The sequence below is a fragment of the Stenotrophomonas sp. GD03958 genome (assembly GCF_029839005.1).
In the GTDB taxonomy this organism is placed as follows: domain Bacteria; phylum Pseudomonadota; class Gammaproteobacteria; order Xanthomonadales; family Xanthomonadaceae; genus Stenotrophomonas; species Stenotrophomonas hibiscicola.
In genome coordinates this window covers 1-22,231 of the sequence record NZ_JAOBZT010000025.1, presented here as the reverse complement: position 1 = coordinate 22,231, position 22,231 = coordinate 1, and the positions used below count along the sequence as shown (strand labels likewise).

23 protein-coding genes are annotated in these 22,231 nt (G+C 66.8%); 6 read left to right on the top strand and 17 right to left on the bottom strand.

The features are described from left to right. Nucleotides 1-13: 13 nt before the first annotated feature. From N5C25_RS09790 to N5C25_RS09780, 3 genes are all read right to left on the bottom strand, one after another. Nucleotides 14-1,306 carry a hypothetical protein gene (locus N5C25_RS09790; RefSeq protein WP_279936874.1) on the bottom strand — a complete coding sequence of 431 codons (1,293 nt, stop codon included), beginning with the start codon at nt 1,304-1,306 and terminating at the stop codon, nt 14-16. Between the two features lie 225 nt (nt 1,307-1,531). Next, nucleotides 1,532-1,900, bottom strand: a complete 369-nt coding sequence (locus N5C25_RS09785) for a glycine zipper 2TM domain-containing protein (RefSeq protein WP_014646414.1) — start codon at nt 1,898-1,900, stop codon at nt 1,532-1,534. A gap of 166 nt (nt 1,901-2,066) precedes the next feature. Continuing rightward, nucleotides 2,067-4,289, bottom strand: coding sequence for a methyl-accepting chemotaxis protein (locus N5C25_RS09780; RefSeq protein ID WP_345781918.1), 2,223 nt, complete (start codon nt 4,287-4,289; stop codon nt 2,067-2,069). A gap of 627 nt (nt 4,290-4,916) precedes the next feature. Between N5C25_RS09780 and N5C25_RS09775 the strand changes: the two genes are divergently transcribed. From N5C25_RS09775 to N5C25_RS09760, 4 genes are all read left to right on the top strand, one after another. After that, entirely contained in the window at nt 4,917-5,309 is a 393-nt protein-coding gene (locus tag N5C25_RS09775; RefSeq protein WP_111099002.1) for a barstar family protein, read from the top strand. 134 nt (nt 5,310-5,443) lie between these two features. Beyond that, a complete protein-coding gene (mutS, locus tag N5C25_RS09770; RefSeq protein WP_134730317.1) occupies nt 5,444-8,035 on the top strand; it encodes a DNA mismatch repair protein MutS in 2,592 nt (863 codons plus the stop codon). A 323-nt stretch (nt 8,036-8,358) separates the two neighbouring features. Then, on the top strand, nt 8,359-9,870 hold the full coding sequence (locus N5C25_RS09765; protein ID WP_186008993.1) for a catalase: 1,512 nt from the start codon (nt 8,359-8,361) through the stop codon (nt 9,868-9,870). Between the two features lie 107 nt (nt 9,871-9,977). Next, on the top strand, nt 9,978-10,580 hold the full coding sequence (locus tag N5C25_RS09760; protein ID WP_279936872.1) for a DUF937 domain-containing protein: 603 nt from the start codon (nt 9,978-9,980) through the stop codon (nt 10,578-10,580). 35 nt (nt 10,581-10,615) lie between these two features. Here the strand turns inward: N5C25_RS09760 and N5C25_RS09755 are convergent, their stop codons facing one another. Beyond that, nucleotides 10,616-11,023 (bottom strand): RNA-binding S4 domain-containing protein, encoded by a 408-nt coding sequence (locus tag N5C25_RS09755; protein ID WP_021202477.1) that lies wholly within the window; start codon nt 11,021-11,023, stop codon nt 10,616-10,618. A 9-nt stretch (nt 11,024-11,032) separates the two neighbouring features. Further along, on the bottom strand, nt 11,033-11,272 hold the full coding sequence (locus N5C25_RS09750; protein WP_279936871.1) for a hypothetical protein: 240 nt from the start codon (nt 11,270-11,272) through the stop codon (nt 11,033-11,035). A gap of 62 nt (nt 11,273-11,334) precedes the next feature. Here N5C25_RS09750 and N5C25_RS09745 point away from each other — a divergent pair, with 62 nt between their 5' ends. Next, complete coding sequence (locus tag N5C25_RS09745; protein WP_279936870.1) at nt 11,335-12,795, top strand: MATE family efflux transporter; 1,461 nt, start codon at nt 11,335-11,337, stop codon at nt 12,793-12,795. A 69-nt stretch (nt 12,796-12,864) separates the two neighbouring features. Here the strand turns inward: N5C25_RS09745 and N5C25_RS09740 are convergent, their stop codons facing one another. The 11 genes from N5C25_RS09740 to ffh all read right to left on the bottom strand — a co-directional run bounded on the left by N5C25_RS09740 (nt 12,865) and on the right by ffh (nt 20,730). After that, nucleotides 12,865-13,275 (bottom strand): DUF1801 domain-containing protein, encoded by a 411-nt coding sequence (locus N5C25_RS09740; protein WP_058983286.1) that lies wholly within the window; start codon nt 13,273-13,275, stop codon nt 12,865-12,867. A 38-nt stretch (nt 13,276-13,313) separates the two neighbouring features. Next, nucleotides 13,314-13,748, bottom strand: coding sequence for a DUF1801 domain-containing protein (locus N5C25_RS09735; protein ID WP_058983284.1), 435 nt, complete (start codon nt 13,746-13,748; stop codon nt 13,314-13,316). A gap of 78 nt (nt 13,749-13,826) precedes the next feature. Further along, nucleotides 13,827-14,207 carry a DUF6404 family protein gene (locus N5C25_RS09730; RefSeq protein WP_279936869.1) on the bottom strand — a complete coding sequence of 127 codons (381 nt, stop codon included), beginning with the start codon at nt 14,205-14,207 and terminating at the stop codon, nt 13,827-13,829. Between the two features lie 82 nt (nt 14,208-14,289). Continuing rightward, complete coding sequence (gene rplS / locus N5C25_RS09725; RefSeq protein WP_005408597.1) at nt 14,290-14,691, bottom strand: 50S ribosomal protein L19; 402 nt, start codon at nt 14,689-14,691, stop codon at nt 14,290-14,292. A gap of 154 nt (nt 14,692-14,845) precedes the next feature. Next, nucleotides 14,846-15,604 (bottom strand): tRNA (guanosine(37)-N1)-methyltransferase TrmD, encoded by a 759-nt coding sequence (gene trmD / locus N5C25_RS09720; protein WP_019659263.1) that lies wholly within the window; start codon nt 15,602-15,604, stop codon nt 14,846-14,848. 8 nt (nt 15,605-15,612) lie between these two features. After that, nucleotides 15,613-16,125, bottom strand: a complete 513-nt coding sequence (gene rimM, locus N5C25_RS09715; RefSeq protein ID WP_019659264.1) for a ribosome maturation factor RimM — start codon at nt 16,123-16,125, stop codon at nt 15,613-15,615. A 44-nt stretch (nt 16,126-16,169) separates the two neighbouring features. Further along, nucleotides 16,170-16,430 (bottom strand): 30S ribosomal protein S16, encoded by a 261-nt coding sequence (rpsP, locus tag N5C25_RS09710; protein ID WP_005415733.1) that lies wholly within the window; start codon nt 16,428-16,430, stop codon nt 16,170-16,172. A gap of 188 nt (nt 16,431-16,618) precedes the next feature. Next, entirely contained in the window at nt 16,619-17,221 is a 603-nt protein-coding gene (locus N5C25_RS09705) for a suppressor of fused domain protein (protein ID WP_279936868.1), read from the bottom strand. 128 nt (nt 17,222-17,349) lie between these two features. Further along, nucleotides 17,350-18,132 (bottom strand): aminotransferase class IV family protein, encoded by a 783-nt coding sequence (locus tag N5C25_RS09700; RefSeq protein WP_279936867.1) that lies wholly within the window; start codon nt 18,130-18,132, stop codon nt 17,350-17,352. After that, complete coding sequence (locus N5C25_RS09695; protein ID WP_206621924.1) at nt 18,129-19,205, bottom strand: nitronate monooxygenase; 1,077 nt, start codon at nt 19,203-19,205, stop codon at nt 18,129-18,131. Before N5C25_RS09695 ends, N5C25_RS09700 begins: the two co-directional genes overlap by 4 nt. A gap of 148 nt (nt 19,206-19,353) precedes the next feature. Further along, entirely contained in the window at nt 19,354-20,730 is a 1,377-nt protein-coding gene (ffh, locus tag N5C25_RS09690) for a signal recognition particle protein (protein WP_010483267.1), read from the bottom strand. Nucleotides 20,731-20,852: 122 nt separating this feature from the next. Here ffh and ccsA point away from each other — a divergent pair, with 122 nt between their 5' ends. Then, nucleotides 20,853-21,647 (top strand): cytochrome c biogenesis protein CcsA, encoded by a 795-nt coding sequence (gene ccsA / locus N5C25_RS09685; RefSeq protein WP_019659268.1) that lies wholly within the window; start codon nt 20,853-20,855, stop codon nt 21,645-21,647. A 155-nt stretch (nt 21,648-21,802) separates the two neighbouring features. Here ccsA and N5C25_RS09680 read toward each other — a convergent pair. Further along, a partial coding sequence (locus N5C25_RS09680) for a hypothetical protein (protein ID WP_279936866.1) occupies nt 21,803-22,231 on the bottom strand: 429 nt, incomplete at its 5' end.

Sequence of the window (22,231 nt, the reverse complement as noted above, 5' to 3'; positions counted from 1 at the left end):
TTCGAGCCGACGCTCAGGGATCCGGGGCGTACCAGAACGGGATGCGGAACGCGCGACGCCGTCCGCCCCCGCGCTCGCCGCCTGTGGCATTCCACACCAGTTCCAGGTCATGGCGTCCGGGCGCGAGGCCGCGGGTAGGCAGGTACCCCACTAGGCCGCGCATATCCAGGTCGCGCCGCTCCATGGGCACGAAGCCATGCAGGTCGACCGGGGTGCCGTCCAGCTTGACCTGCCAGAGCCGGGAAAGGCACTCCACTGCGGCGTTGGCGGCCTGTTGCCCGGAGGCTTCATTGTGCGCGTCCGGAAGTGCGGTGCAATGCTGGCGCGCCAGCGGATTGTCGCGTTGCGGGCGATGCGGAATGAACACGCGAAGCTGCCCACCGCTGATCGTGTCCGACGGGATCATCGGGTACGGCAGCAGCTGGTCATGCGCCGAACGCATCGATTCGTAATGCGCACTCAGCATGCCGTGCTCAACCGCCGCTTCCGTGACGATCTGGTACCGGTTGAACAGCGAGAACTTCAACGACGCCATCACCTGCACGGCGGCCAGCAGCATCGCTACCAGCACCGCGAACAGGTAGGCCGCCATGAACGAGCGCGAGCGCAGGTTGCTCTGCATGGTCAGCTGCATGGTCTGCATCAGGCGCAACAGCGGAACCCGTTGCAGGGCCGCCAGCATGGCCTGCAGGAGTCGCTGCGGTCGCTCATGGGGCTGCCCGCGCGCCTGCCGCCGCGCCACGATCTTTTCCAGGATCCCGGGGGTAACAGCCAGCGTCAACAGTGCGGCCAGCACGCTGCACAGGGCGAGCATGGCGACATGATCGGCGCCACCGGACAGCGCGCCGATCACCATCGACACACCGAGCGTCAGGACGGCCAACACCAGCGTGCCCGCCAATGTCTGTACGGCAAGCAGGGTGGTCGAGAACAGCATCGTCGCCAGCCGGTCGGCCCGTTCGATGCTGCCATCGAGGCCTCCGTCCCGGGCCTGCAGGAAAGCGCGCGTGACCGCCCCCATTCTTGGCAGGCGCGCCCAGTCAATGCCATCGGGGAAATGCGACCGGAGGCCGATCAGCCCGATCCAGTAGCCGCGCAGCGTGAGGTGGATGATCAAGGCGACTGCCAGCACATAGCACATGCCGACACTGATGCTGAAACCGAACCAGAGCATCTGGAAGTACATGCCTTCGGTGTGCAGGCTGCTGCGCGCCCAGGCGTCGAACAGATAGCCCGGCACGGCCAGCAGCGCGAACGCCAGCAGGCCCGAAATGAACAGCTCGAGTTCATCGGTGCGATCACGCACCCGTTGGGGATGGGCGGTCGCTTCCGCTATCGGGTCATGCCCGGCGAGCGGTGCCGGTTGGGGAGCTGGAGCCGATTCGTTCACTGGACGTTCATCCGTTGAGTCGGCGCAGTATAGGCATGACGCCAGATTCAGCGATACGGGTCCGGAACGACGAACGCCGGCGCGGGGCCGGCGTTCGAATACTGCGATGTGGAAGGGCCGAACAGGTGTGGCAGCGACCGATCAACGATAGACGCGTTCGCAGCGGCGCTCGACGACGCGGTCGCCGTTCTTCTGCTGGCTGTTGCCCTGGATCTGGCGACCAGCCGCACCACCGGCCACGGCGCCCGCCACGGTAGCGAGCTTCTTGCCGTTGCCGCCGCCCACCTGGTTGCCCAGCAGGCCACCGATTACCGCGCCGGTTGCCGTACCGGCAATGCGGTTCGGATCGCGCGAGTTGCGCTGCACTTCCACGTTCTTGCAGACCACGCGGCTACCGTCGTTGAACCTGCGCCCCTCATCACGCGGGCCGTAAGTCTGCGCGCCGGCCACCGACGAGGCCGCCAGCAGGGTACCCAGCACAAGCAATCGGGTCGAGGTCTTCATGGCCATCTCCTGAATTCCGGTACGGGGCCAGTGTCCCCCAGCGGTTGGCAACCGGAAGTGAAATGGGCGTGTCCCCAATCTCGCCGGCCATCGCGCGTTCAGGGAAAAAATCCGCGCCCATCACGGTCAACGATCGTGATGGGCGCCGTCTCCCTGCCGGCATGCGCTGTTGCTAGAACTCTTCCCAGCCGCCCGCGTTCGCAGCCAGCGTCGGCTCGATGCGTGGTACCAGTACCCCCGGCCGGCGTACCGGAGTCACTTTCGCCGCGACCGCGGCCAGGACCGGGCGCACGGCTGCGGCCGTGGTTGCCGCACTGATGCGGAACACCGAAACCGCTTCGGCCAGCAGATTGGCCTGCTCCTCCATGGAACGAGCCGCGGCGCTGGCCTCTTCCACCAGCGCCGCGTTCTGCTGCGTGGTCTCGTCCATCTGCACCACCGCCTGGTTGACCTGTTCAATGCCCGAGCTCTGCTCCTGCGATGCGGCAGATATCTCGGCCATGATGTCGGTCACCCGCTGCACCGAGGCCACCACCTCGCACATGGTGGTGCCAGCCTGGCGGACCAGCGCCGAGCCGTCGGCGACCTTGCCAACCGAATCCTCGATCAGGCCCTTGATTTCCTTGGCCGCACCCGCCGAGCGCTGTGCCAGTGTGCGCACCTCACTGGCCACCACCGCAAAGCCCCTGCCCTGTTCACCGGCTCGCGCGGCTTCCACCGCCGCGTTCAACGCCAGGATGTTGGTCTGGAACGCAATGCCATCAATGACCGAGATGATCTCGGCGATCTTCTTCGACGAGGCCTCGATCGCCGACATCGTGGTGACTACCTGGCCGACCACCTCGCCGCCCTGCGAAGCGACACCGTGCGCGCCGATCGCGAGTTGATTGGCCTGGCGTGCGTGCTCGGCATTCTGCTTCACGGTGGAGGTCAGTTCCTCCATCGACGCCGCAGTCTCTTCCAGGTTCGCCGCCTGCTGCTCGGTGCGCCGCGACAGGTCGGTGTTGCCCGCGGCGATCTCGCCTGCCGCCAGGTTGATGCTGGACGCGCTGGCCTGGATGCGGCCGACGATCTGCGTGAGCTGGTCGACGGTGGCGTTGCAGTCATCGCGCATCCGGGCGAACACCCCGTGGAAGTCCCCCTGCATGCGCACGGTCAGGTCACCGCGCGAGATGGACTGCAACAGGCTCGATACCTGCACCAGGTTCTCGTCGGTGGTCTGCATCAGCCGGTTGAGCCCGGCCACCATGTCGTGGAAATCGTGAGCGAAGCGCTGCTCGTCACCGCGCAGGCTGAAGTCCCCCGCCGCTGCTGCCGTCGCCAGCCTGCGGATCTCACCGTTGATCGCTGACAGGCTGGCCTTGGTCTCGTCCATCGCCTGGGTGATCGCAGCCTTCTCGCCCGGCAGAGGATCCATGTCTACCGATAGATCGCCCCGGGCGTAGTGCTTCATTACTTCGATCAACCGGTTCTGCACCTGCACATGCGAGCCGACGAGCGCATTGGTCTCGTGCACCATGCGCCCGTAGTCACCGGGGAAGGCGCTCTCATCCATGCGATAGCTGAGGCTGCCCGCATCGTGCTGGCGAGCCAGTTCCCCCTGCGCCGCCATCACAGACTGCAATTGCGCCTGCATGCGCTGCATCGACCTGAGCAGCTGCGTCACCTCATCGTTGCCGGAGGCGTCGATGCTGCTGTCCAGCCGCCCGTTGGCGATGCCATCGGCGAGCTTCACGGCTCCCTCCAGCGGCCGGGTCAGGCTGCGGGTGATGGCCCATGCGGCCAGCGAGCCGAGTATCAGGCTCAGCACGCCGAACACGATCGACAAGGTGCCGGTCCACGCCTCGGTCGCGCGGTAGTCCTCGCGGCTGCGCGCCGTCAGCACCTCCTGGTGCCGCAGCAGGGTGGAGATCGCCTCGTTCCAGGCCGTCGCCAGGCCCTGCTCGGCAAGCAGCTCCTTGGCTGCACCGTCGAAATCGCCGGCCTTCATGCGCTCATGCAGTTGCTGGGTGGACGCGTCGGTGGCCCTGCGTGCCGCGTCGATCCGCGCGACCAGCGTATCGCCGGTGGCATCACGCGGAATCTTGATGTACTTGGCCCATATGGCGTCGTAAGCCTGCGACAGCTCCTGCGCCTTCCGATAATCCCTGTCGAAATCCTCACCGCGCTTGATCACCATCAGCCGGCGCTGCATCAGCGCCGCATTGTTGGTATCCAGCATCTCGTTCAACAACCGCATTTTCACCATGTTGACGTCCACCACTTTCTCGAACTGGGTGGACTTCAGGTGATTTCCGTACAACGCCAGGCCGACGATGGCGACGATGAACAGCAGCAGCAAACCAAACCCGGCGCCCAGCCGGGATCCCACTCGGAGGTTGCGTAAGGCGAGCATCTCAATTCCCTTGATCAATGGCCGTACGGTCGATGGCGGCGCAGGCAGGGGAAACTTTATGGGCCGATATTATTGTATCGATCCAGATATCCTGAAATGTGCGGGCTGTTGTGAAAACCGCGCACCGGCAAATTCCTGCAGCCGCGCATTGCAAACGTGCATCGGACCACCCAATATTCGACCTGAATGCGGGTTATTCATTTTGCGAGCCGGTGACGGCGCATGGAGAACGAGTAGCCAGCATTAACTTGGGCTGCGAAGAAGCCACCAGAGGCATGTGCCACGCTTCCTTCCGCCTCTGGCCTGGGAAAGAACGTTCGATACTTTCTCGAGAGAGCCTCATGAACTCGCGCTCAGTATCGGTGTTTCTCCGGAGTAGTCCCTGGCATCCATGACCGATGCAGAAGATGCATGGCGGCGTGGCGTCCGCCCACTGCAGAGCAAGCCACCACGTAGCCAGTGCAATGATTCGCATCGTCGCTGGCCCTCTACGCATCCTTCGACGTCCGTCGTGACCTGTGGCAAAGGCGCACCGCGATGCCATATGGCATTCAGCCCGGAGCGACCGCGCAAAGCTCTCTCGTGCTGGGCCATCAACAACAGCGCGGACCACGCTACAGTCGGCGCATGACCCTCGTGCTGCAGATTGAAGGCGCCGCCATTGATGACATCGCCAGCCTTTACACGGAGATCAACCGCGTGTTCATGGCCGGCGAGGCATGGCAGCTCGGGCCGAGCCTGGACGCACTGGACGACCTGCTGCATGGCGGCTATGGCGCACTGGCTGGCCACGCGCAGGCCACGCTGATCTGGCGCGATATCGCCCACAGCCGTGCGGCGCTGGGCGTGGAGGCGACCTGCCAGTGGCTGCAGGCCAAGCTGGACGCACCAGGCAGCTTCAACGCGCGGGCGATCGCCCGCCGGCTGCAGGCGGTGCGACAGGGCGAGGGCCCGACCTACTTCGAGATCGTCATGCAGATCTTCGACAGCCATCGGCAGATCACCCTGGTCCCGGCCTGAACCCTTTTTCGTGCCGCACCGGCCTGCCACCAGTGGCGGCAGCCCTGCGCCCCAGCAGTTACCATGGACGGCCCTGTACCGGCTCCGCTGCCGCCGCCCTCCGGCGCGACCGGACGCCCTGATTCACGAGTCCCATGTCCAAAGACAAGTCCGCCGAACATACCCCGTTGATGAAGCAGTTCTTCGCAGCCAAGTCCGAGTATCCGGACCTGCTGCTGTTCTTCCGCATGGGCGATTTCTACGAGCTGTTCTACGACGACGCGCGCAAGGCCGCGCGCCTGCTCGACATCACCCTGACCCAGCGTGGCAGTTCCGGTGGCGCACCGATCCCGATGGCCGGCGTGCCGGTGCACGCGTACGAAGGCTACCTGGCACGGCTGGTGGCGCTGGGCGAGTCGGTGGCGATCTGCGAGCAGATCGGCGATCCCGCGCTGGCCAAGGGCCTGGTGGAACGCAAGGTGGTGCGTATCGTCACGCCCGGCACGGTCACCGACGAGGCGTTGCTGGATGAGCGCCGCGATACCCTGCTGATGGCGCTCTCGCGCAGCAAGCAGGGCTACGGCCTGGCCTGGGCCGACCTGGCCGGCGGGCGCTTCCTGGTCAATGAAGTGGAAACCGACGACGCTCTGGAAGCCGAACTGGCCCGCCTGGAACCGGCCGAGCTGCTGGTGCCGGACGAGGAGAACTGGCCGGAGTTCCTGCGCCAGCGCACCGGGGTGCGCCGCCGCGCACCGTGGCTGTTCGACGCCGACAGCGGCCGCCGCCAGCTGCTGGCGTTTTTCAAGCTGCACGACCTGAGCGGCTTCGGCATCGATGACAAGCCGCGCGCGACCGCAGCCGCGGGCGCTCTGCTCGGCTATGTCGAGGAGACCCAGAAGCAGCGCCTGCCGCACCTGACCTCGATCGCGATGGAAACCGCCGGCGAGGCGATCGCGATGAACGCCGCCACCCGCCGCCACCTGGAGCTGGATACGCGCGTGGACGGGGATACCCGCAACACCCTGCTGGGCGTGCTCGACAGTACGGTCACGCCGATGGGCGGGCGCCTGCTGCGCCGCTGGCTGCATCGTCCGCTGCGCCTGCGCGAGGTGCTGGTGCAGCGCCACCATGCGGTGGAAACCCTGATCGATCGCGGCGCGGACGCCGACATCCGCGAGCAGTTCCGCCGCCTGGGCGACCTGGAACGCATCCTCACCCGCGTTGCGCTGCGCTCGGCGCGCCCGCGCGACTTCTCCACGCTGCGCGACGGCCTGGGGCTGCTGCCGGCCGTGCGCGAGGTGCTGGCACCGCTGGACTCACCGCGCCTGCAGGCCCTGCATGCCGCACTTGGTGAACACGATGCGTGCGCGCAGCTGCTGGCCAGTGCCATCGCCGAAATGCCGCCGCTGAAACTGAGCGACGGCGGCGTGCTGGCTGACGGCTTCGATGAGGAGCTGGACGAGCTGCGCCGCCTGTCCACCCACGCCGACCAGTTCCTGGTGGACCTGGAACAGCGCGAACGCGAAAGCAGCGGCATTCCCACCCTGAAGGTGGGCTACAACCGCGTGCACGGCTACTACATCGAGATCAGCAAGGGCCAGTCCGACCGCGCGCCGGTGCACTACACCCGCCGCCAGACACTGACCAATGCCGAGCGCTACATCACCGAAGAGCTGAAGGCGTTCGAAGACAAGGTGCTGTCCGCGCGCGACCGTTCGCTGTCTCGCGAGAAGTACCTGTACGAGCAGCTGCTGGATACCCTCGGCGAACAGCTGGAACCGTTGAAGCAGTGTGCCGCTGCGCTGAGCGAACTGGACGTGCTGGCCGCCTTCGCCGAGCGCGCGCAGGCACTGGACTGGTCGCGGCCGGAACTGGAAACGGCACCGTGCCTGAAGATCGAGCGTGGCCGCCACCCGGTGGTCGAAGCGGTGCGCGAGCAGCCGTTCGAACCGAACGACCTGGACCTGCATCCGGACCGTCGCATGCTGGTCATCACCGGCCCGAACATGGGCGGTAAATCGACCTACATGCGGCAGAACGCGCTGATCGTGCTGCTGGCCCACATCGGCAGCTTCGTGCCGGCCAGCCGTGCGGTGATCGGCCCGATCGACCGCATCCTGACCCGCATCGGCGCCGGTGACGACCTCGCCCGCGGACAGTCGACCTTCATGGTCGAGATGGCCGAGACCAGCTACATCCTGCATCACGCCACCGCCCATTCGCTGGTGCTGATGGACGAGATCGGCCGCGGCACGTCCACCTACGACGGCCTGGCGCTGGCCGATGCGGTGGCCCGTCACCTGGCCTATCAGAACCGCTGCTACACGCTGTTCGCCACCCACTATTTCGAGCTGACCGCGCTGGCCGACGAACAGTACGAAGGCGGCCGCAGCGGCATCGCCAACGTGCACCTGGATGCGGTCGAGCACGGCGAGGCGCTGGTGTTCATGCACGCGGTCAAGGATGGCCCGGCCAACCGCAGTTTCGGCCTGCAGGTGGCGGCACTGGCCGGCCTGCCGCGCGCCACCGTGGCCCAGGCACGGCGTCGCCTGGCCGAACTGGAGCAGCGCGGCGGGGAGAGCCATGCCGCCGAACTGGCGCCGCAGGCGCTGGATGCCCCGCAGCAGTTCGGGCTGTTCGCCGCGCCATCGAACAAGGCACAGGAAGCGCTGGCGGCCATCGACCCCGATGAGCTGACCCCGAAGCAGGCACTGGAAGCGTTGTACCGCCTGAAGGCGCTGCTCTAGGACTGCCGCGCCCGGCCCCGGCTCCCGCCACGGCGCGGGCGGCCGTCCGAAAGGCTCTGCAAATCCTACTTCACGTTTCAATTGACAGAAACTATCGGCCTGAACGGATCATTCGATTATTCATTTCATCTGGCCCTAGCTAAAGTCGAGTGAAGATGTTCCACCCCCGTCTTCACCCGCAGGAGCCAGCCATGAGCCAGTCCGATAACACCAGTCCCAAGTGCCCGTATCACACCGCTCCGTCGCCGGCAGAAGGCGCCCAGCAGCAGCGTGAACTGAGCACCACGCCGAAGCAGAAGCACGGCGACGATCCGGTCACGCCGATGACCACGGCCTTCGGCGCACCGGTGGTGGACAACCAGAACAGCAGGACCGCTGGCCCGCGCGGCCCGCTGCTGATGGAAGACGTGTGGCTGCTGGAAAAGCTGGCCAACCTCAACCGCGAGATCATTCCCGAGCGCCGCATGCACGCCAAGGGCTCGGGCGCGTTCGGTACCTTCACCGTCACCCACGACATCACCCGGTACACGCGCGCCAAGCTGTTCGAGAAGGTGGGCAAGCAGACCGAGATGTTCGCGCGCTTCACCACGGTGGCCGGCGAGCGTGGTGCCGCCGACGCCGAGCGTGACATCCGCGGCTTCGCACTGAAGTTCTACACCGAGGAAGGCAACTGGGACCTGGTCGGCAACAACACGCCGGTGTTCTTCCTGCGCGACCCGCGCAAGTTCGCCGACCTCAACAAGGCCGTGAAGCGCGACCCGCATACCAACCTGCGCAGCGCGCGCAACAACTGGGATTTCTGGACGCTGCTGCCCGAGGCCCTGCTGCAGGTGACCGTGGTGATGAGCGACCGCGGCATCCCGCGCAGCTTCCGCCACATGCACGGTTTCGGCTCGCATACCTACAGCTTCACCAACGCCGACAGCGAACGCTTCTGGGTCAAGTTCCACTTCGTCAGCCAGCAGGGCATCGAATCGCTGACCGACGCACAGGCGCAGATCCTGGTCGGCCATGACCGCGAAAGCCACGGCCGCGACCTGTTCGCCGCGATCGAGAAGGGCGACTTCCCGAAGTGGAAGCTGTTCATCCAGGTCATGCCGGAGCTGGAGGCGGAAACCTACCGCATCCATCCGTTCGACCTGACCAAGGTATGGCCGAAGAGCGATTACCCGCTGATCGAAGTCGGCCAGTTCGAACTGAACCGCAACCCGGTCAACTGGTACCAGGACGTGGAGCAGTCGGCGTTCGCACCCAGCAACCTGGTGCCGGGCATCGGCCCGTCGCCGGACAAGATGCTGCAGGCACGCCTGTTCGCCTATTCCGATGCGCAGCGTTATCGCCTGGGCGTGAACCATCACCAGATTCCGGTCAACGCCGCACGCTGCCCGGTGCACAGCAACCACCGCGATGGTGCGATGCGCGTAGACGGCAACTACGGGGGCCTGCCGCACTATGAACCGAACAGCTACGGCCAGTGGCAGGAACAGCCGCAGTACCGCGAGCCGCCGATGAAGATCCGGGGCGACGCCGACTTCTGGAACTTCCGTGAGGACGACGCCGACTACTTCAGCCAGCCCGGTGCGCTGTTCCGCAGCTACAACCAGGCACAGAAGGACCGCTTGTTCGCCAACACCGCCCGCGCCCTGGGCGATGCGCCGGACTTCATCAAGCAGCGCCACATCGACAACTGCAGCAAGGCCGACCCGGCCTACGGTGCCGGCGTCGCTGCGGCGCTGAAGGCGCTGGCCAGCCAGCCGTCGGATCCGTTCAAGCCGGCGCAGCCGGAAGCGGACTTCCCCACTGCCACCCCGGGCGCCGAAGACATCGAGCTCTGATCGCCCTGCCCCGTGTACGGCACGCCGCCTCCGTGTGGGCGGCGTCGCCGTTTTAACGGTCCGCGTCGTACCTTCTGCACGCCCAACCCCAATCAAGGATTCCGCAGATGAGCCTGACCGATGAACTTCTCGCCAAACTGCAGGGCGCCCCGCTGCAGCAGGTGTCGCAGCAGCTCGGCATCAGCGACACCCAGGCCTCCGGTGCGATCAGTGCCGCACTGCCGGTGCTGATGGGCGCGCTGGGCAACAACGCCTCGCAGCCGCAGGGCGCGCAGGCGCTGCTCGGCGCACTGCAGAACAACCACAGTGGGCTGGACCTGGGCAGTGTGCTCGGTTCGGTGCTGGGCGGCGGTGGCGGTGGTGCCGCCAGCGACGGCGCCGGCATCCTCGGCCACATCTTCGGCGGCAGCCAGCAGAAGGTGGAAACCGGCCTGGCCCAGGCCACCCAGCTCGACAGCGGCCGCACCAGCCAGCTGCTGCAGATCCTGGCACCGATCGTGATGGCGTTCCTCGCCCAGCGCCTCAGCGGCGGACAAGCCGATGCAGGCGCGCTCAGCCAGGCCCTCGGCCAGGAAAAACAGCAGGTGCAGCAGCAGGGTGGCATCGCCGGCGGCCTGCTCGGCAGCGTGCTGGACCAGGACGGTGACGGCCAGCTCGGTGTCGGCGACCTGCTGAAGATCGGCGGCAGCCTGCTGGGCGGCAAACGCTGAGGCTTGTGTGCGCCGGGCAATGACCCGGCGCACGCCTACAACGCGTCGATATCACCCAGCGCGCGGATCAACCGGCGTGCGCGCTTGTCCGGCTTGTGCTCCGGCGGCTGGAAACCATCGCGTGCGGCGATGCGCAGCGCACGCTGTTCGGCACGGCGCGCCTTGGAGGCCTCGCTCTCGGCATACAGCTGCTGCGCCGCCGGCGCCGGCCCGCGCTGGTCGCTCAGGCCCAGCACCTGAATCTCGAAATGCTCCTCACCACGGTTGACCTGCAAGTGCTCGCCGACGCGCACCGCGCGTGAGGATTTCGGGCGCTGCCCGGCCACGCTGACCTTGCCGGTTTCGATCGCCTGCTTGGCCAGGCTGCGGGTCTTGAAGAAACGGGCCGCCCACAGCCAGATGTCCAGGCGGACACTGGGCGACAGCGGGGAAAGCTCGGTCATCGGCAGGGACTACTCCGTTCGCTTGTTGAGGGGACGCGGGTTGTCGGGGTCGCTGCGGCAGCCGCTGCCGCCGATCAACGTGGGTACGCCGGCAGACAGATCCTGGCGCTGGCTGCCGACCAGGCACTCGGGGCGGTCGGTCGGCCGCACCTGGGTATCGCCCAGCCGGTCACCTGTCGAACATGCGGCCAGCGTGGCGCCGATCAAGGCCAGCGCCAGCCTCCGCTTCACCTGCAGTCGTTGATGCATTGCCACATCCCGCAAACCGGCTTGGTGCTAGTGTGCGCCTCCCGGGATTCGATCACCACTCCATGGCCAAAGCGCCGCTTGACCTGACCTCCGGCCCGATCGGGCGCAATCTCCTGTTGTTTTCGCTGCCGATCCTGGCGGGCAACATCGCGCAGTCGCTGAACGGTTCGGTGAACGCGGTCTGGGTCGGGCGCTTCCTCGGCGAGGCGGCGCTGACGGCCACCGCGAACGCCAACAACATCATGTTTTTCCTGATCGGCTCGGTGTTCGGCTTCGGCATGGCCTCGACCATCCTGATCGGCCAGGCGATCGGCGCGCGCGACATCGCGCAGGCACGCCGCGTGGTCGGCACCAGCGCCACGTTCTTCATCGGCCTGTCGGTGATCATCGCCATCGCCGGCTGGTTCATGGCCCACCCGCTGCTGGCGGCGATGGGCACGCCCGCCGCCTCGCTGCCGCTGGCCGAGGCCTACCTGCAGATCATCTTCCTGGCGATGCCGACGCTGTACGCGTTCGCCTTCCTCACCGCTGCGCTGCGCGGTGCCGGTGATTCGCGCACGCCGTTCCGTTTCCTGCTGGTGTCGGTGGTGCTGGACATCGTGCTGAACCCGGTGCTGATCTTCGGCATGGGGCCGCTCCCCGCGCTGGGCATCGCCGGCTCGGCCTGGGCCACGCTGGTCGCGCAGACGCTGTCGCTGGCCGGCCTGCTGCTGTACATGCGGCACAAGCGCCACACCCTGTGGCTCGGCCGCGCCGACATGCGCCTGTTCAAGCTCGACATGGCCATCCTCAAGGCGCTGGTGGTCAAGGGCGTGCCGATGGGCCTGCAGATGGTGCTGATCTCGCTGTCGGTGATCCTGCTGATGACCATGGTCAACCAGTACGGCACCGACACCGCCGCCGGCTACGGCGCTTCCCTGCAACTGTGGAACTACCTGCAGATGCCGGCGATGGCGATCGGTGCGGCGTGCTCTTCGATGGCCGCACAGAACGTCGGTGCGCAGCGCTGGGACCGCGTGCGCGGCACTGCACGCCAGGGCGTGCTGTTCAATTTCCTGTTGACCGGTGCGCTGATCCTGCCGCTGGTGCTGTTCGATCGCCAGCTGCTGGCCCTGTTCCTGCCGCCGGCCAGCCAGGCGCTGGACATCGCCCGTCACCTCAACCATGTGGTGATCGGCTCGTTCCTGTTCTTCGGCGTCAGCTTCGTGATCTTCGGCGTGGTGCGCTCCACCGGCGCGGTGATTCCGCCGCTGCTGATCCTGGCCGGCTCGCTGTGGGGCGTGCGCGTGCCGTTCGCCGAGCTGCTGCAGCCGTACTGGGGCGCCGATGCGATCTGGTGGAGCTTCCCGGTCAGCTCGCTGGTCTCGATGCTGCTGTCGCTGACGTATTACCGCTGGGGCGGCTGGCGCAAGGCAAGGATGCTGGGCAAGCCGTCACACGCCGAAGCGCTGGCCACGCCGTCGGAGATTCCGGCCTGTCCGCCGTCGCCGGTGGCCGACCCGGATGCCGCGCCGTTGCGGTAGTGCCGGCCGCTGGCCGGCACCTTCAAACCTCTCCGGAAGCATCGTGCAACAGCCGGCCAGCGGCCGGCTCTACCGCTTCTTCTTCTTCGCCGCATTGAACGCCGCCGCCGCGCGCAGCAGTGCCTTCAACGCCGCGGAATCGGGCATCGCACCTTCATGGATGTCGATCGCACGCCGCGTGTTGCCCTCCAGGCTGGCGTTGAACAGGCCCTTCGGGTCCGCCAGCGCCGCACCGTTGGCGAAGGTCAGCTTCACTGCCTGCTTGTAGGTCTCGCCGGTGCACAGAATGCCGTTGTGCTCCCACACCGGCGTGCCGCGCCACTTCCAGGTTTCCTGTACGTCCGGCAGCGCTTCATGGATCAACGCACGCACGCGTGCCAGCGTTTCGCCGCGCCAGTCCCCCAGCGCGGCGATGCGTGCATCGATCAGTTCGGCCGCCGGGGTTCCGGCATCGTCAGGGTTGGGAGCATGCGTGGCCATCAGGGACTCTCGTCGGGAAGGGAAACGGAATGCCGGGCTTACATGCGCTCGCCGGGCAGCGCAGCGGCCTGGCGCACCCAGTCCAGGAACTGCGCTTCATCCAACAGGCCGGATTCGTGGATGTGCAGGTAGCGCGTGTCGGCGCTCCTGGAGGGCTCCGGTGGCACCGGCGTCAAGGCAGCGCCGCGGAAAAAGGCCACCTTGATGTAGCGCGTGAAGCAATGGAAGCTGAGAAACCAGCCTGCGCCCGCAGCCACCGCATACATCGGCGAGTTCCACTTCACCGCCTTGTGCACCCCGGGTACGGCCCGTTCGATCAGGGCATCCAGCCGTGCGCCGATCGGATGTTTCCAATCCGGCATTGCGGCGATGTACGCCTGCACCGGAGCATCGCCCTCGCCCTTGGCGATCTGCGGGTTGCCACCGGTGAGCAGCGTGGGCACAGCGGTGGGTGCGGTTCGCTTGGCAGGCATCGCACGGTACGACCATCGGAATGACGCTGCAGCCTAGCGCGGCCTGTGCCGGGCGTCACGGCGCAGTGCGCCATCGGCTCAGTCCGCCTGCCGCGCGCGGAACCGGCGCCACTCCGGCAGCTGGCGGAGGCGGCGCAGCGAGCGCATCAGCGCCGCCATCACAAGGCCGAACAGCGCTCCGGCCGACAGGCCTGCCACCAGCAACAGCACCAGCGGGCGCTCGCTGCCCTGCCAGAGCATCAGCCACATCAGCGCGGTCCAGAACAGCCCGAACAGCAGGCCCTGCACCAGCGCATTGGTACCGAAACCAGCCAGGATCGGCGGCGGCAGTGCGATGCCTGCGCGCCACAGCAGCCGATGCAACAGCGGCGCCGACTGCGCGCGTGCCAGCCCCTTGTCATCAAGAAAGCGCAGCGCCGATTGGATCACGACGGGATAGTGCGGATTGACGTCATTCATCACCCGATCGTGGCCGATGCAATGCCGGAAACGCAAACGGCCACCCGAAGGTGGCCGTCGCGGCAACAACCGAAGTTGTTTATCAGGCCTTTTCGGCCAGACGGGCAGCCTTGGCGGCAGCAGCGGCAGCCAGGTCTTCCTTGATGCGGGCAGCCTTGCCTTCCAGGCCACGCAGGTAGTACAGCTTGCCGGCGCGGACCTTACCACGACGCTTCACTTCGACCGAGTCGATGATGGCGCTGTGGGTCTGGAAAACGCGCTCGACGCCGTAGCCGTGCGAGATCTTGCGCACGGTGAACGAGGAGTTCAGGCCGGCGTTCTTGGTGGCGATGACGACGCCTTCGTAGGCCTGCACGCGCTCGCGGCTGCCTTCCTTCACCTTCACGTTGACGACAACGGTGTCGCCCTGGCTGAACTTCGGCAGTTCACGGGTGATCTGGGCGGATTCGAATTCCGCGACGATGGACTTGTTCAGCTTGCTCATGGGTTACACCGATTCTTGTTCGGGTGGGCGTGTCGTATCGACAACGTGGGCTCATGCAGTCACCGGACTGTGCTGCACGTTTGTTTTGGGTACTGCGCGCGCCAACCGGGGCTGGCGGGAATTGGCCATGATAGCCGATAAAGCCAGCCCTGCGCTAGGGGCTGGCCTTGGGTTTCTGCGCCTGGCGGGCCTGGTCCAGCAGTTTGCGGTCGGCCTTGCCCAGCGCCTGTTCATCCAGCAGGTCCGGGCGTCGCTGGGCAGTCCGGAGCAGCGACTGCTGGCGGCGCCAGGCGGCGATGGCCGCGTGGTTGCCCGAGCGCAGCACCTCCGGCACGTCTCCCAGCGGGTGCTGGGCCGGCTGGCTGTAATGCGGGCAGTCGAGTAGGCCGAGGTCGCCCTCGAAGCTGTCCTGCGCCGCCGACTCCGCATCGTTGAGGGCCCCCTCCTGCAGGCGGGCCACGGCGTCGATGATCACCGCCGCGCCCAGCTCGCCCCCGGACAGCACGTAGTCGCCGAGGGAGATTTCCTCGTCGACATTCGCCTCCAGGAAACGCTCGTCGATGCCCTCGTAGCGGCCACAGAGCAGGACCATGCGCGGCAGCGCCGCCAGCTCCCGCACCTTGGCCTGGGTCAACCGCGCGCCCTGCGGGCTGAGGTAGATCACCCGCGCCGGGGTTGGATCGGCATCGCGGATCGCCTGCAGGCAGGCCTGCAGCGGCTCGATCAGCATCACCATGCCCGGGCCACCGCCGAACGGACGGTCGTCCACCCGGCGATAGTTGCCTTCGGCGTAATCACGGGGGTTCCAGCCATGCAGGCTGAACAGCCCCTTCTCCCGCGCGCGCCCGACCACGCCCAATCCAGCGGACTGGGCGAGGAACTCGGGGAACAGGGTGATGACGTCGAAACGCATGCGTCTGCTCAGAACTCGGGATCCCAGTCGACCACGACCAGATTGGCCTCGAAATCGACCGATTTGACGAAGTCCGGCAGCACGAACGGGATCATCCGCTCGCGGTCACCACGGACCACCACCACATCATTGGCGCCGGTGCTGAACAGGTGCGAGACTTGGCCCAGAGCGACGCCCTCGGTGGTCGTCACGTCCAGGCCTTCCAGGTCCACCCAGTAGTACTCATCGGGCTTCGGTGGCGGCAATGCACTGCGGGCCACGTAGATTTCGGTGCCGCGCATCGCTTCGACCACGTCGCGGTCCTCGACGCCCGGGAAACGGGCGACCAGGTGCTTGCCGCTGTCACGGCCACGCACACCTTCTATCGTGGTTTCCACGCCGGACGGGCTGCGCACGATCCACGGCTGGTAACGGAAAATGGCGGAACGTGGCTCGGTCCAGGACTCGAGCTTGATCTCGCCGCGCACACCAAAAGCGCCGACAACCCTGCCCAGCAGGATGCGGCGCTCGATATCTTTCATCTGCTTCAACCAAGAGGGCCACGCCGAAGCGTGGCCCGTCAGGATCAGGCCGCAGCGGCCTGGGACTTGGTCGCTTCCTTGATCAGGTTGCGGACCTTGTCGGTCGGCTGGGCGCCGTTCTTGACCCAATGGTCAACACGGGCCAGGTCCAGTTCGATGCGCTTCTCGGCGCCCTGGGCGACCGGGTTGTAGAAGCCAACGCGCTCGATGTTGCGGCCGTCGCGCGCGCTGCGCACGTCGGTGACGATGATGTGGTAGAACGGACGCTTCTTGGCGCCGCCGCGGGTCAGTCGGATCTTGACCATGGTGTTTTTCCTATTGCCCAGTCGCCAGGATGGCGAGGTAAGCGGGCGATTATAGCGGCAGAGCCCGGCCTAGCCAACCCCATATGACGCCGCGCCCTCACGGTAGCGCCGGGCCATGCCCGGCGGCTTTTGTTCAGCAATGTGATCGACTTCTGACTTACCCCGCCGACGTCCCCATGGCGATAACGTCAACGTGCTCCGGCGACAGGCGCCCGATGCATGTCCAGCACATCTACCTCATGCCGCTGCAGCAGGTCGTCAAATGCATCGCCGCCAATCCGCTCGACAAGTTGCCGCTCGGATTCGTGGATGGCGATGCACTGCAGCCAATTGATCGCCACGGGCGGAACCTCCAACCCTGGAAAACTTGCGTCATTCCAGAAGAAGGGCAGCACCAGATAGACGTGCGGCATCCGGGTCGATGGGAAGTAGTCCTGCAGGATGTCGGGAATCACGCAACCCGGCCACACCGCCGCACGATCACGCATGATTGCAAAGGCGGTCGAGGCGACCACGTTGTCCCAGTGCTGCGTGTCATCTTCCGCACACGCGCACAGCTCGACGCGGGTTTCCAGCTCGTGCCCCTCTGAATGACGTAAAGCAAAATCCGATAGTCCGATGGACGAGATGGACTTCAGCCCTGCTTCAGGCGAGTTGGACGTCGTAAGGATATCGACCGAACGCAGGCGATGATCATCGTGAAAGGCCTGGACCTTGGGCCGCCCCTCACCGCCCATGATCTTGATTGCGTACATCGCTACCGCGCGATGCTGCTCGGTGACCGTACTCATATCGGATTGGACCCCCGGTGCGTTGTTCGCTGCGGCGGCATCCGACAGGCATGGCCCGGCGCTACCAGCTGCAACGCTTCAAGGTAGCGTGCGGCCATGCTTGGCGACCGGCAGCCCGCGCGCCTCGTTCAGGAGAGCGGCTGCCAGGCCACCGCCGCCAGCACCGCCCTGCCCTGTTCAGCCAGCGCCTGCGAGCCGGGCAGGACATGCCCATCAATGGCCTCCAGCGCCCACAGACCACTGGCGTTGCAGGCAAAAGCGGCTTTCACGCCAGCCATATCCGCCAGCCGCAATGGCTGCGTGGCCTGCGCCCGCGGCCAATGCTGCTTCAGCAGCGCCTCGGCGGTCCCGCGCAGCGCCGGCGCCTGCGGCCAGAGCAGCCGTTCACCATCGTGCACGGCCAGGTTCCAGGTACTGCCTTCACTCACTTCGCCATCGGCGGTCACGAACAGCACGTCGTCGAATCCTTGCGCCATCGCCGCGCGCCGCTCGGCGAACAGGCCGAAGGTGCCCACATGCTTGAGCTGCGGCAGCTCGCGCTGCCAGGTCACGCTGCGCACACGCTTGGAGGCGGCCAGCGTCACCGGCGCTGAAACCGCCACCAGCACGTCCACCGGCACCGCCGCCAGCGGATTGCGGAAATCGAAGCGGCGCGAGTACACCGTCACCCGCAGCGAGGCATCGGCCAGGCCGGCCTGCCGCAGCGCCTGCGCCATCCAGCCCCGCACCTGCGCCGTATCCAGTTTGCTGCCGAACAGTTCGCGCGTGGCCTGCGACAGCCGCGCCAGATGCAGGTCCAAGCCCTGCGCTGCGCTGTCGCGCACTTGCAGCGAAGTGAAGTGGCCGTAGTTCACCAGCGCCGGCAGCAGATCCTCCACCTGCGCCGCCCGGCCGTTGCAGCTCACCATCATGGCAACAATGCCTGCGCCTGCTCCCACATGCCGCGCAGCACGTCGGCGGCCGGCTGCGCCGGCGCCATCCACGCCGACTGCCCGGCCCAGGCCTGCATCGCCGCCAGGCGGTTTTCCTGCGCGGCCTGCTTGCGCATCGGCGCGGTCAGCCCACGCTGCACCGGGTATGGACGCGGGGCGGGGGCTCCTTCTGCGGCAGCGGCGCGCACATAGGGTGTCGCCAGGCCACGACCCAGGCGACCGCTGAAGGCACGGGTCGGCCAAGTGTCTTCCGGTTCGCTGGCGGCCAGCCCATCAGCCCACGCCGAAGCGATCGCCGCTTCGGGCGTGCGCAGGAAGGCGGTGCCGATCTGCACGGCGCTGGCCCCCAGCGTGAGTGCGGCAGCGATGCCACGGCCGTCGGCGATGCCGCCTGCGGCAATCACCGGAATCTGCAGGTGATCGGCCAGGCGCGGCAGCAGTGCGAACAACCCGACCAACTGGCGCTCGGCCATCGCCGGATCGAACGCGCCACGATGGCCGCCGGCCTCCGCGCCCTGCGCCACCACCGCATCGGCACCGGCGTCCTGTGCCGCGCGCGCTTCGGACAAGGTGGTGGCACAGGCGATCCAGGCGATGCCGGCGTCCTTCAGCTGCTGCACGTGATGCGGCAACAGCACGCCCATGATGGTCGAGGCGACCGCCGGGCGCGCGGCCAGCAGTGCGGCGAACTGTTCTTCGAAGTCGGCGGGCGTGGCGTCGGCGGCACTGGCGGGCACGTCCGGGCCCCACTGCGCGAGGAAGGCGCGGCTGGCGGCTTCGGCGGCAACATCACGGGTCGGTGCGGGATCGGGCACCCACAGGTTCACCTGGGCCGGGCCGGTCGAAGCGGTGCGGAATTCGTCCATCCAGCGACCGATATCGGCCGAAGAGGACAACACCGCGCCCATCGCGCCCATGCTGCCGGCGTTGGCCAGCGCGGCCGACAACGGCACCGGGCAGGCGCCGGCCATCGGTGCCAGCAGGATTGGAACGGAAACGCCAAAGCGCCGGCAGAACGCCTCGGCGCGGGAAGCTACAGCGGAACTCTGCATGACGGCCCATCATTTTGGACAGGCCCTCATGGTGCGCGCAGGACAGGGGAAGAGTCGAGCCTGCTGCCTGACGGCCTGCTGCGGCGACTGTGCGCCGCCGCCCGAGCGTGGGCTCGAGCGCTACATCAGACTGCGACCGGGGCCGTCATCAACGGAACGGCATGCCGCGGCCACCCATGGCGCCCATCATGCCCTTCATGCTGCGCAACATGCCCTTCATGCCACCGCCGGCCATCTTGCTCATCATCTTTTCCATCTGCATGTACTGCTTCATCAGCTTGTTGACGTCGGCCGGTGTCACGCCCGAGCCCTTGGCAATGCGCGCGCGACGCGAGCCGTTGAGCAGGTTCGGGTTGCGCCGTTCCTTCTTGGTCATCGAGTTGATGATGGCGATCATGCGCGGCACTTCCTTGCCCTGGCTGACCTGCTGCTTCAGATGATCGGGGATGTTGCCCAGGCCCGGCAGCTTGTCCATCAGGCCACCGATGCCACCCATGTTCTGCATCTGCTCCAGCTGGTCGCGCATGTCGTTCAGGTCGAACTTCTTGCCCTTGGCGACCTTCTCGGCCAGCTTGGCCGCCTTGTCCTTGTCGACCTGCTGCTCGACCTGCTCGACCAGCGACAGCACGTCGCCCATGTCGAGGATGCGGCTGGCGATACGGTCGGGATGGAACACGTCCAGGCCTTCCGGCTTCTCGCTCACACCGACGAACTTGATCGGCTTGCCGGTGATGTAGCGCACGCTCAGCGCGGCGCCGCCGCGGGCATCACCGTCAGTCTTGGTCAGCACCACGCCGGTCAGCGGCAGCGCATCGCCGAAGGCCTTGGCGGTGTTGGCCGCGTCCTGGCCGGTCATGGCGTCGACCACGAACAGCGTTTCAGCCGGATTCACCGCCGCGTGCAGGGCCTTGATCTCGGCCATCATCGCTTCGTCGATGGCCAGGCGGCCGGCGGTATCGACCAGCAGCACGTCCACGAACGACTTGCGCGCATCGTCGATGGCCGCGCGCACGATGGCTTCCGGCTTCTGGTCGGCGCTGGACGGGAAGAACAGCACGCCCACCTGCTCGGCCAGGGTCTTGAGCTGCTCGATCGCGGCCGGGCGGTAGACGTCGGCCGACACCACCATCACCTTCTTCTTGCGCTTTTCCTTCAGGTGCTTGGCCAGCTTGCCAACCGTGGTGGTCTTGCCGGCACCCTGCAGGCCTGCCATCAGGATGATGGCCGGAGCGGGAACGTTGAGGTTCAGGTCGCTGGCTTCGGCGCCCATCACGGCGGTCAGCTCGTCGCGCACGACCTTGATCAGGGCCTGGCCCGGGGTCAGCGACTTCAGCACTTCCTGGCCGACTGCGCGTACCTTGATGCGCTCGATCAGCGCCTGCACCACCGGCAGCGCAACGTCGGCTTCGAGCAGTGCGATGCGCACTTCACGGGTCGCCTCGCGGATGTTCTCCTCGGTCAGGCGGCCACGGCCACGCAGGCGCTCGATGGTGCCGGAAAGGCGCTGGGTCAGGGACTCGAACATGCGGCGCAACCTGTCTGAAAGCGGGGGACAATAAGGCAGACAGTATAACGGGTCCGGCCGTCGCCCCGGACTGCGACCACAGGGCCGTCGCCAGCATCACAGGGGTATGCGAAACTGCAACGATGACAATCGTTCTCATCGCCGTCCTGCTCTACCTGGCTGCCAGTGCCCTGCTGGTGCGCGCGCTCGGCCGCGATGAAACCACCGGCTCGCCCACCTGGCTGTGGCCCGCCCTGCCGGCGATGCTGCTGCATGGCGGTTACCACGTGATGGTGGCGATGCGTACCACCGGCGGGCCGGACATGCACTTCTTCGCCGCGCTGTCGCTGGTCGGCCTGGGCATGGCCTGGCTGACCTCGCTGGTCGGCGCGCGCGGGCGGATGTCGGCGCTGGGCGTGGTGGTGTTCCCACTGGCTGCCGTGCTGCTGCTGGCCTACCACGGCTACGGCCACGAGCCGAGCAAGGTGCTGGGCTGGCGCCTGGCCAGCCACGCCTGGCTGGCCCTGCTGGCCTATGCCACGCTGAGCATCGCCGCCCTGCTGGCGATCATGCTGTGGCTGCAGGAGCGCGCGCTGCGCCGCCGCGAGTTCCGGCCATGGCTGCGCGCGCTGCCACCGCTGGCTGACCTGGAGTCGCTGCTGTTCCGGGTGATCACCGTCGGCTTCGCGCTGCTGACCCTGACCCTGGTCACCGGCGTACTGTTCGTCGATGACCTGCTGGCGCAGAAGCTGGTGCACAAGACCGTGCTGAGCGTGCTGTCGTGGATCGTGTTCGGCGTGCTGCTGATCGGCCGCCGCCGCTACGGCTGGCGCGGCATGAAGGCGGTGCACTGGACGCTGGCGGCGATGCTGTTGCTGCTGCTGGCGTTCTTCGGCAGCCAGTTCGTGATCGAGCTGGTGTTCGGGCATACGCGATAGGCCGTGTGCCGACCAACGGTCGGCACCCACCCCGGTACTGCAGGCCACCGGCCGTTCCCACCCACCCCGGTACTGCAGGCCACCGGCCGCCCCCACCCACCCTGGTAGTGCCGGCCGCTGGCCGGCAGCACGCAATGCGCGGACGCTGCCGCCGGTCAGGGAATCGGCTGCGCCAGGATTTTCCGGACCGAACGACCGCTGTTGGTGAGGATGTCATCAACCTGCCAGCACCCCTGCCCCTGGCGCACCATCGGCAGGCGGGTCAGGTAAGCCTTCTTCCACACCGAGTAGCGCATCTCAACCTGGCCGGCGGTGGCCGACGCCTCTTCCCAGCTATAGCGCACCGGCGTTTCGATGTCGCCGTCCTGCGCATCCAGCCACGGATCGGAATCGATCGTGCAGATGCCCTCCTCGCGCTGTTGGCAGGCGCGCTCATCACGCAGCGCCTTGCCGAAGGCCACGCTGACCAGCGCGGCCGGCGGCTCCAGCAGGTCACCGTTGCCGGTCGTCGCCTCGTAGAAAGCGCGGGCGACAGCCGCAGGCTCCTGACAGGCGGGTGCAGCCTGTGCGGTAGGGGCCAGCAG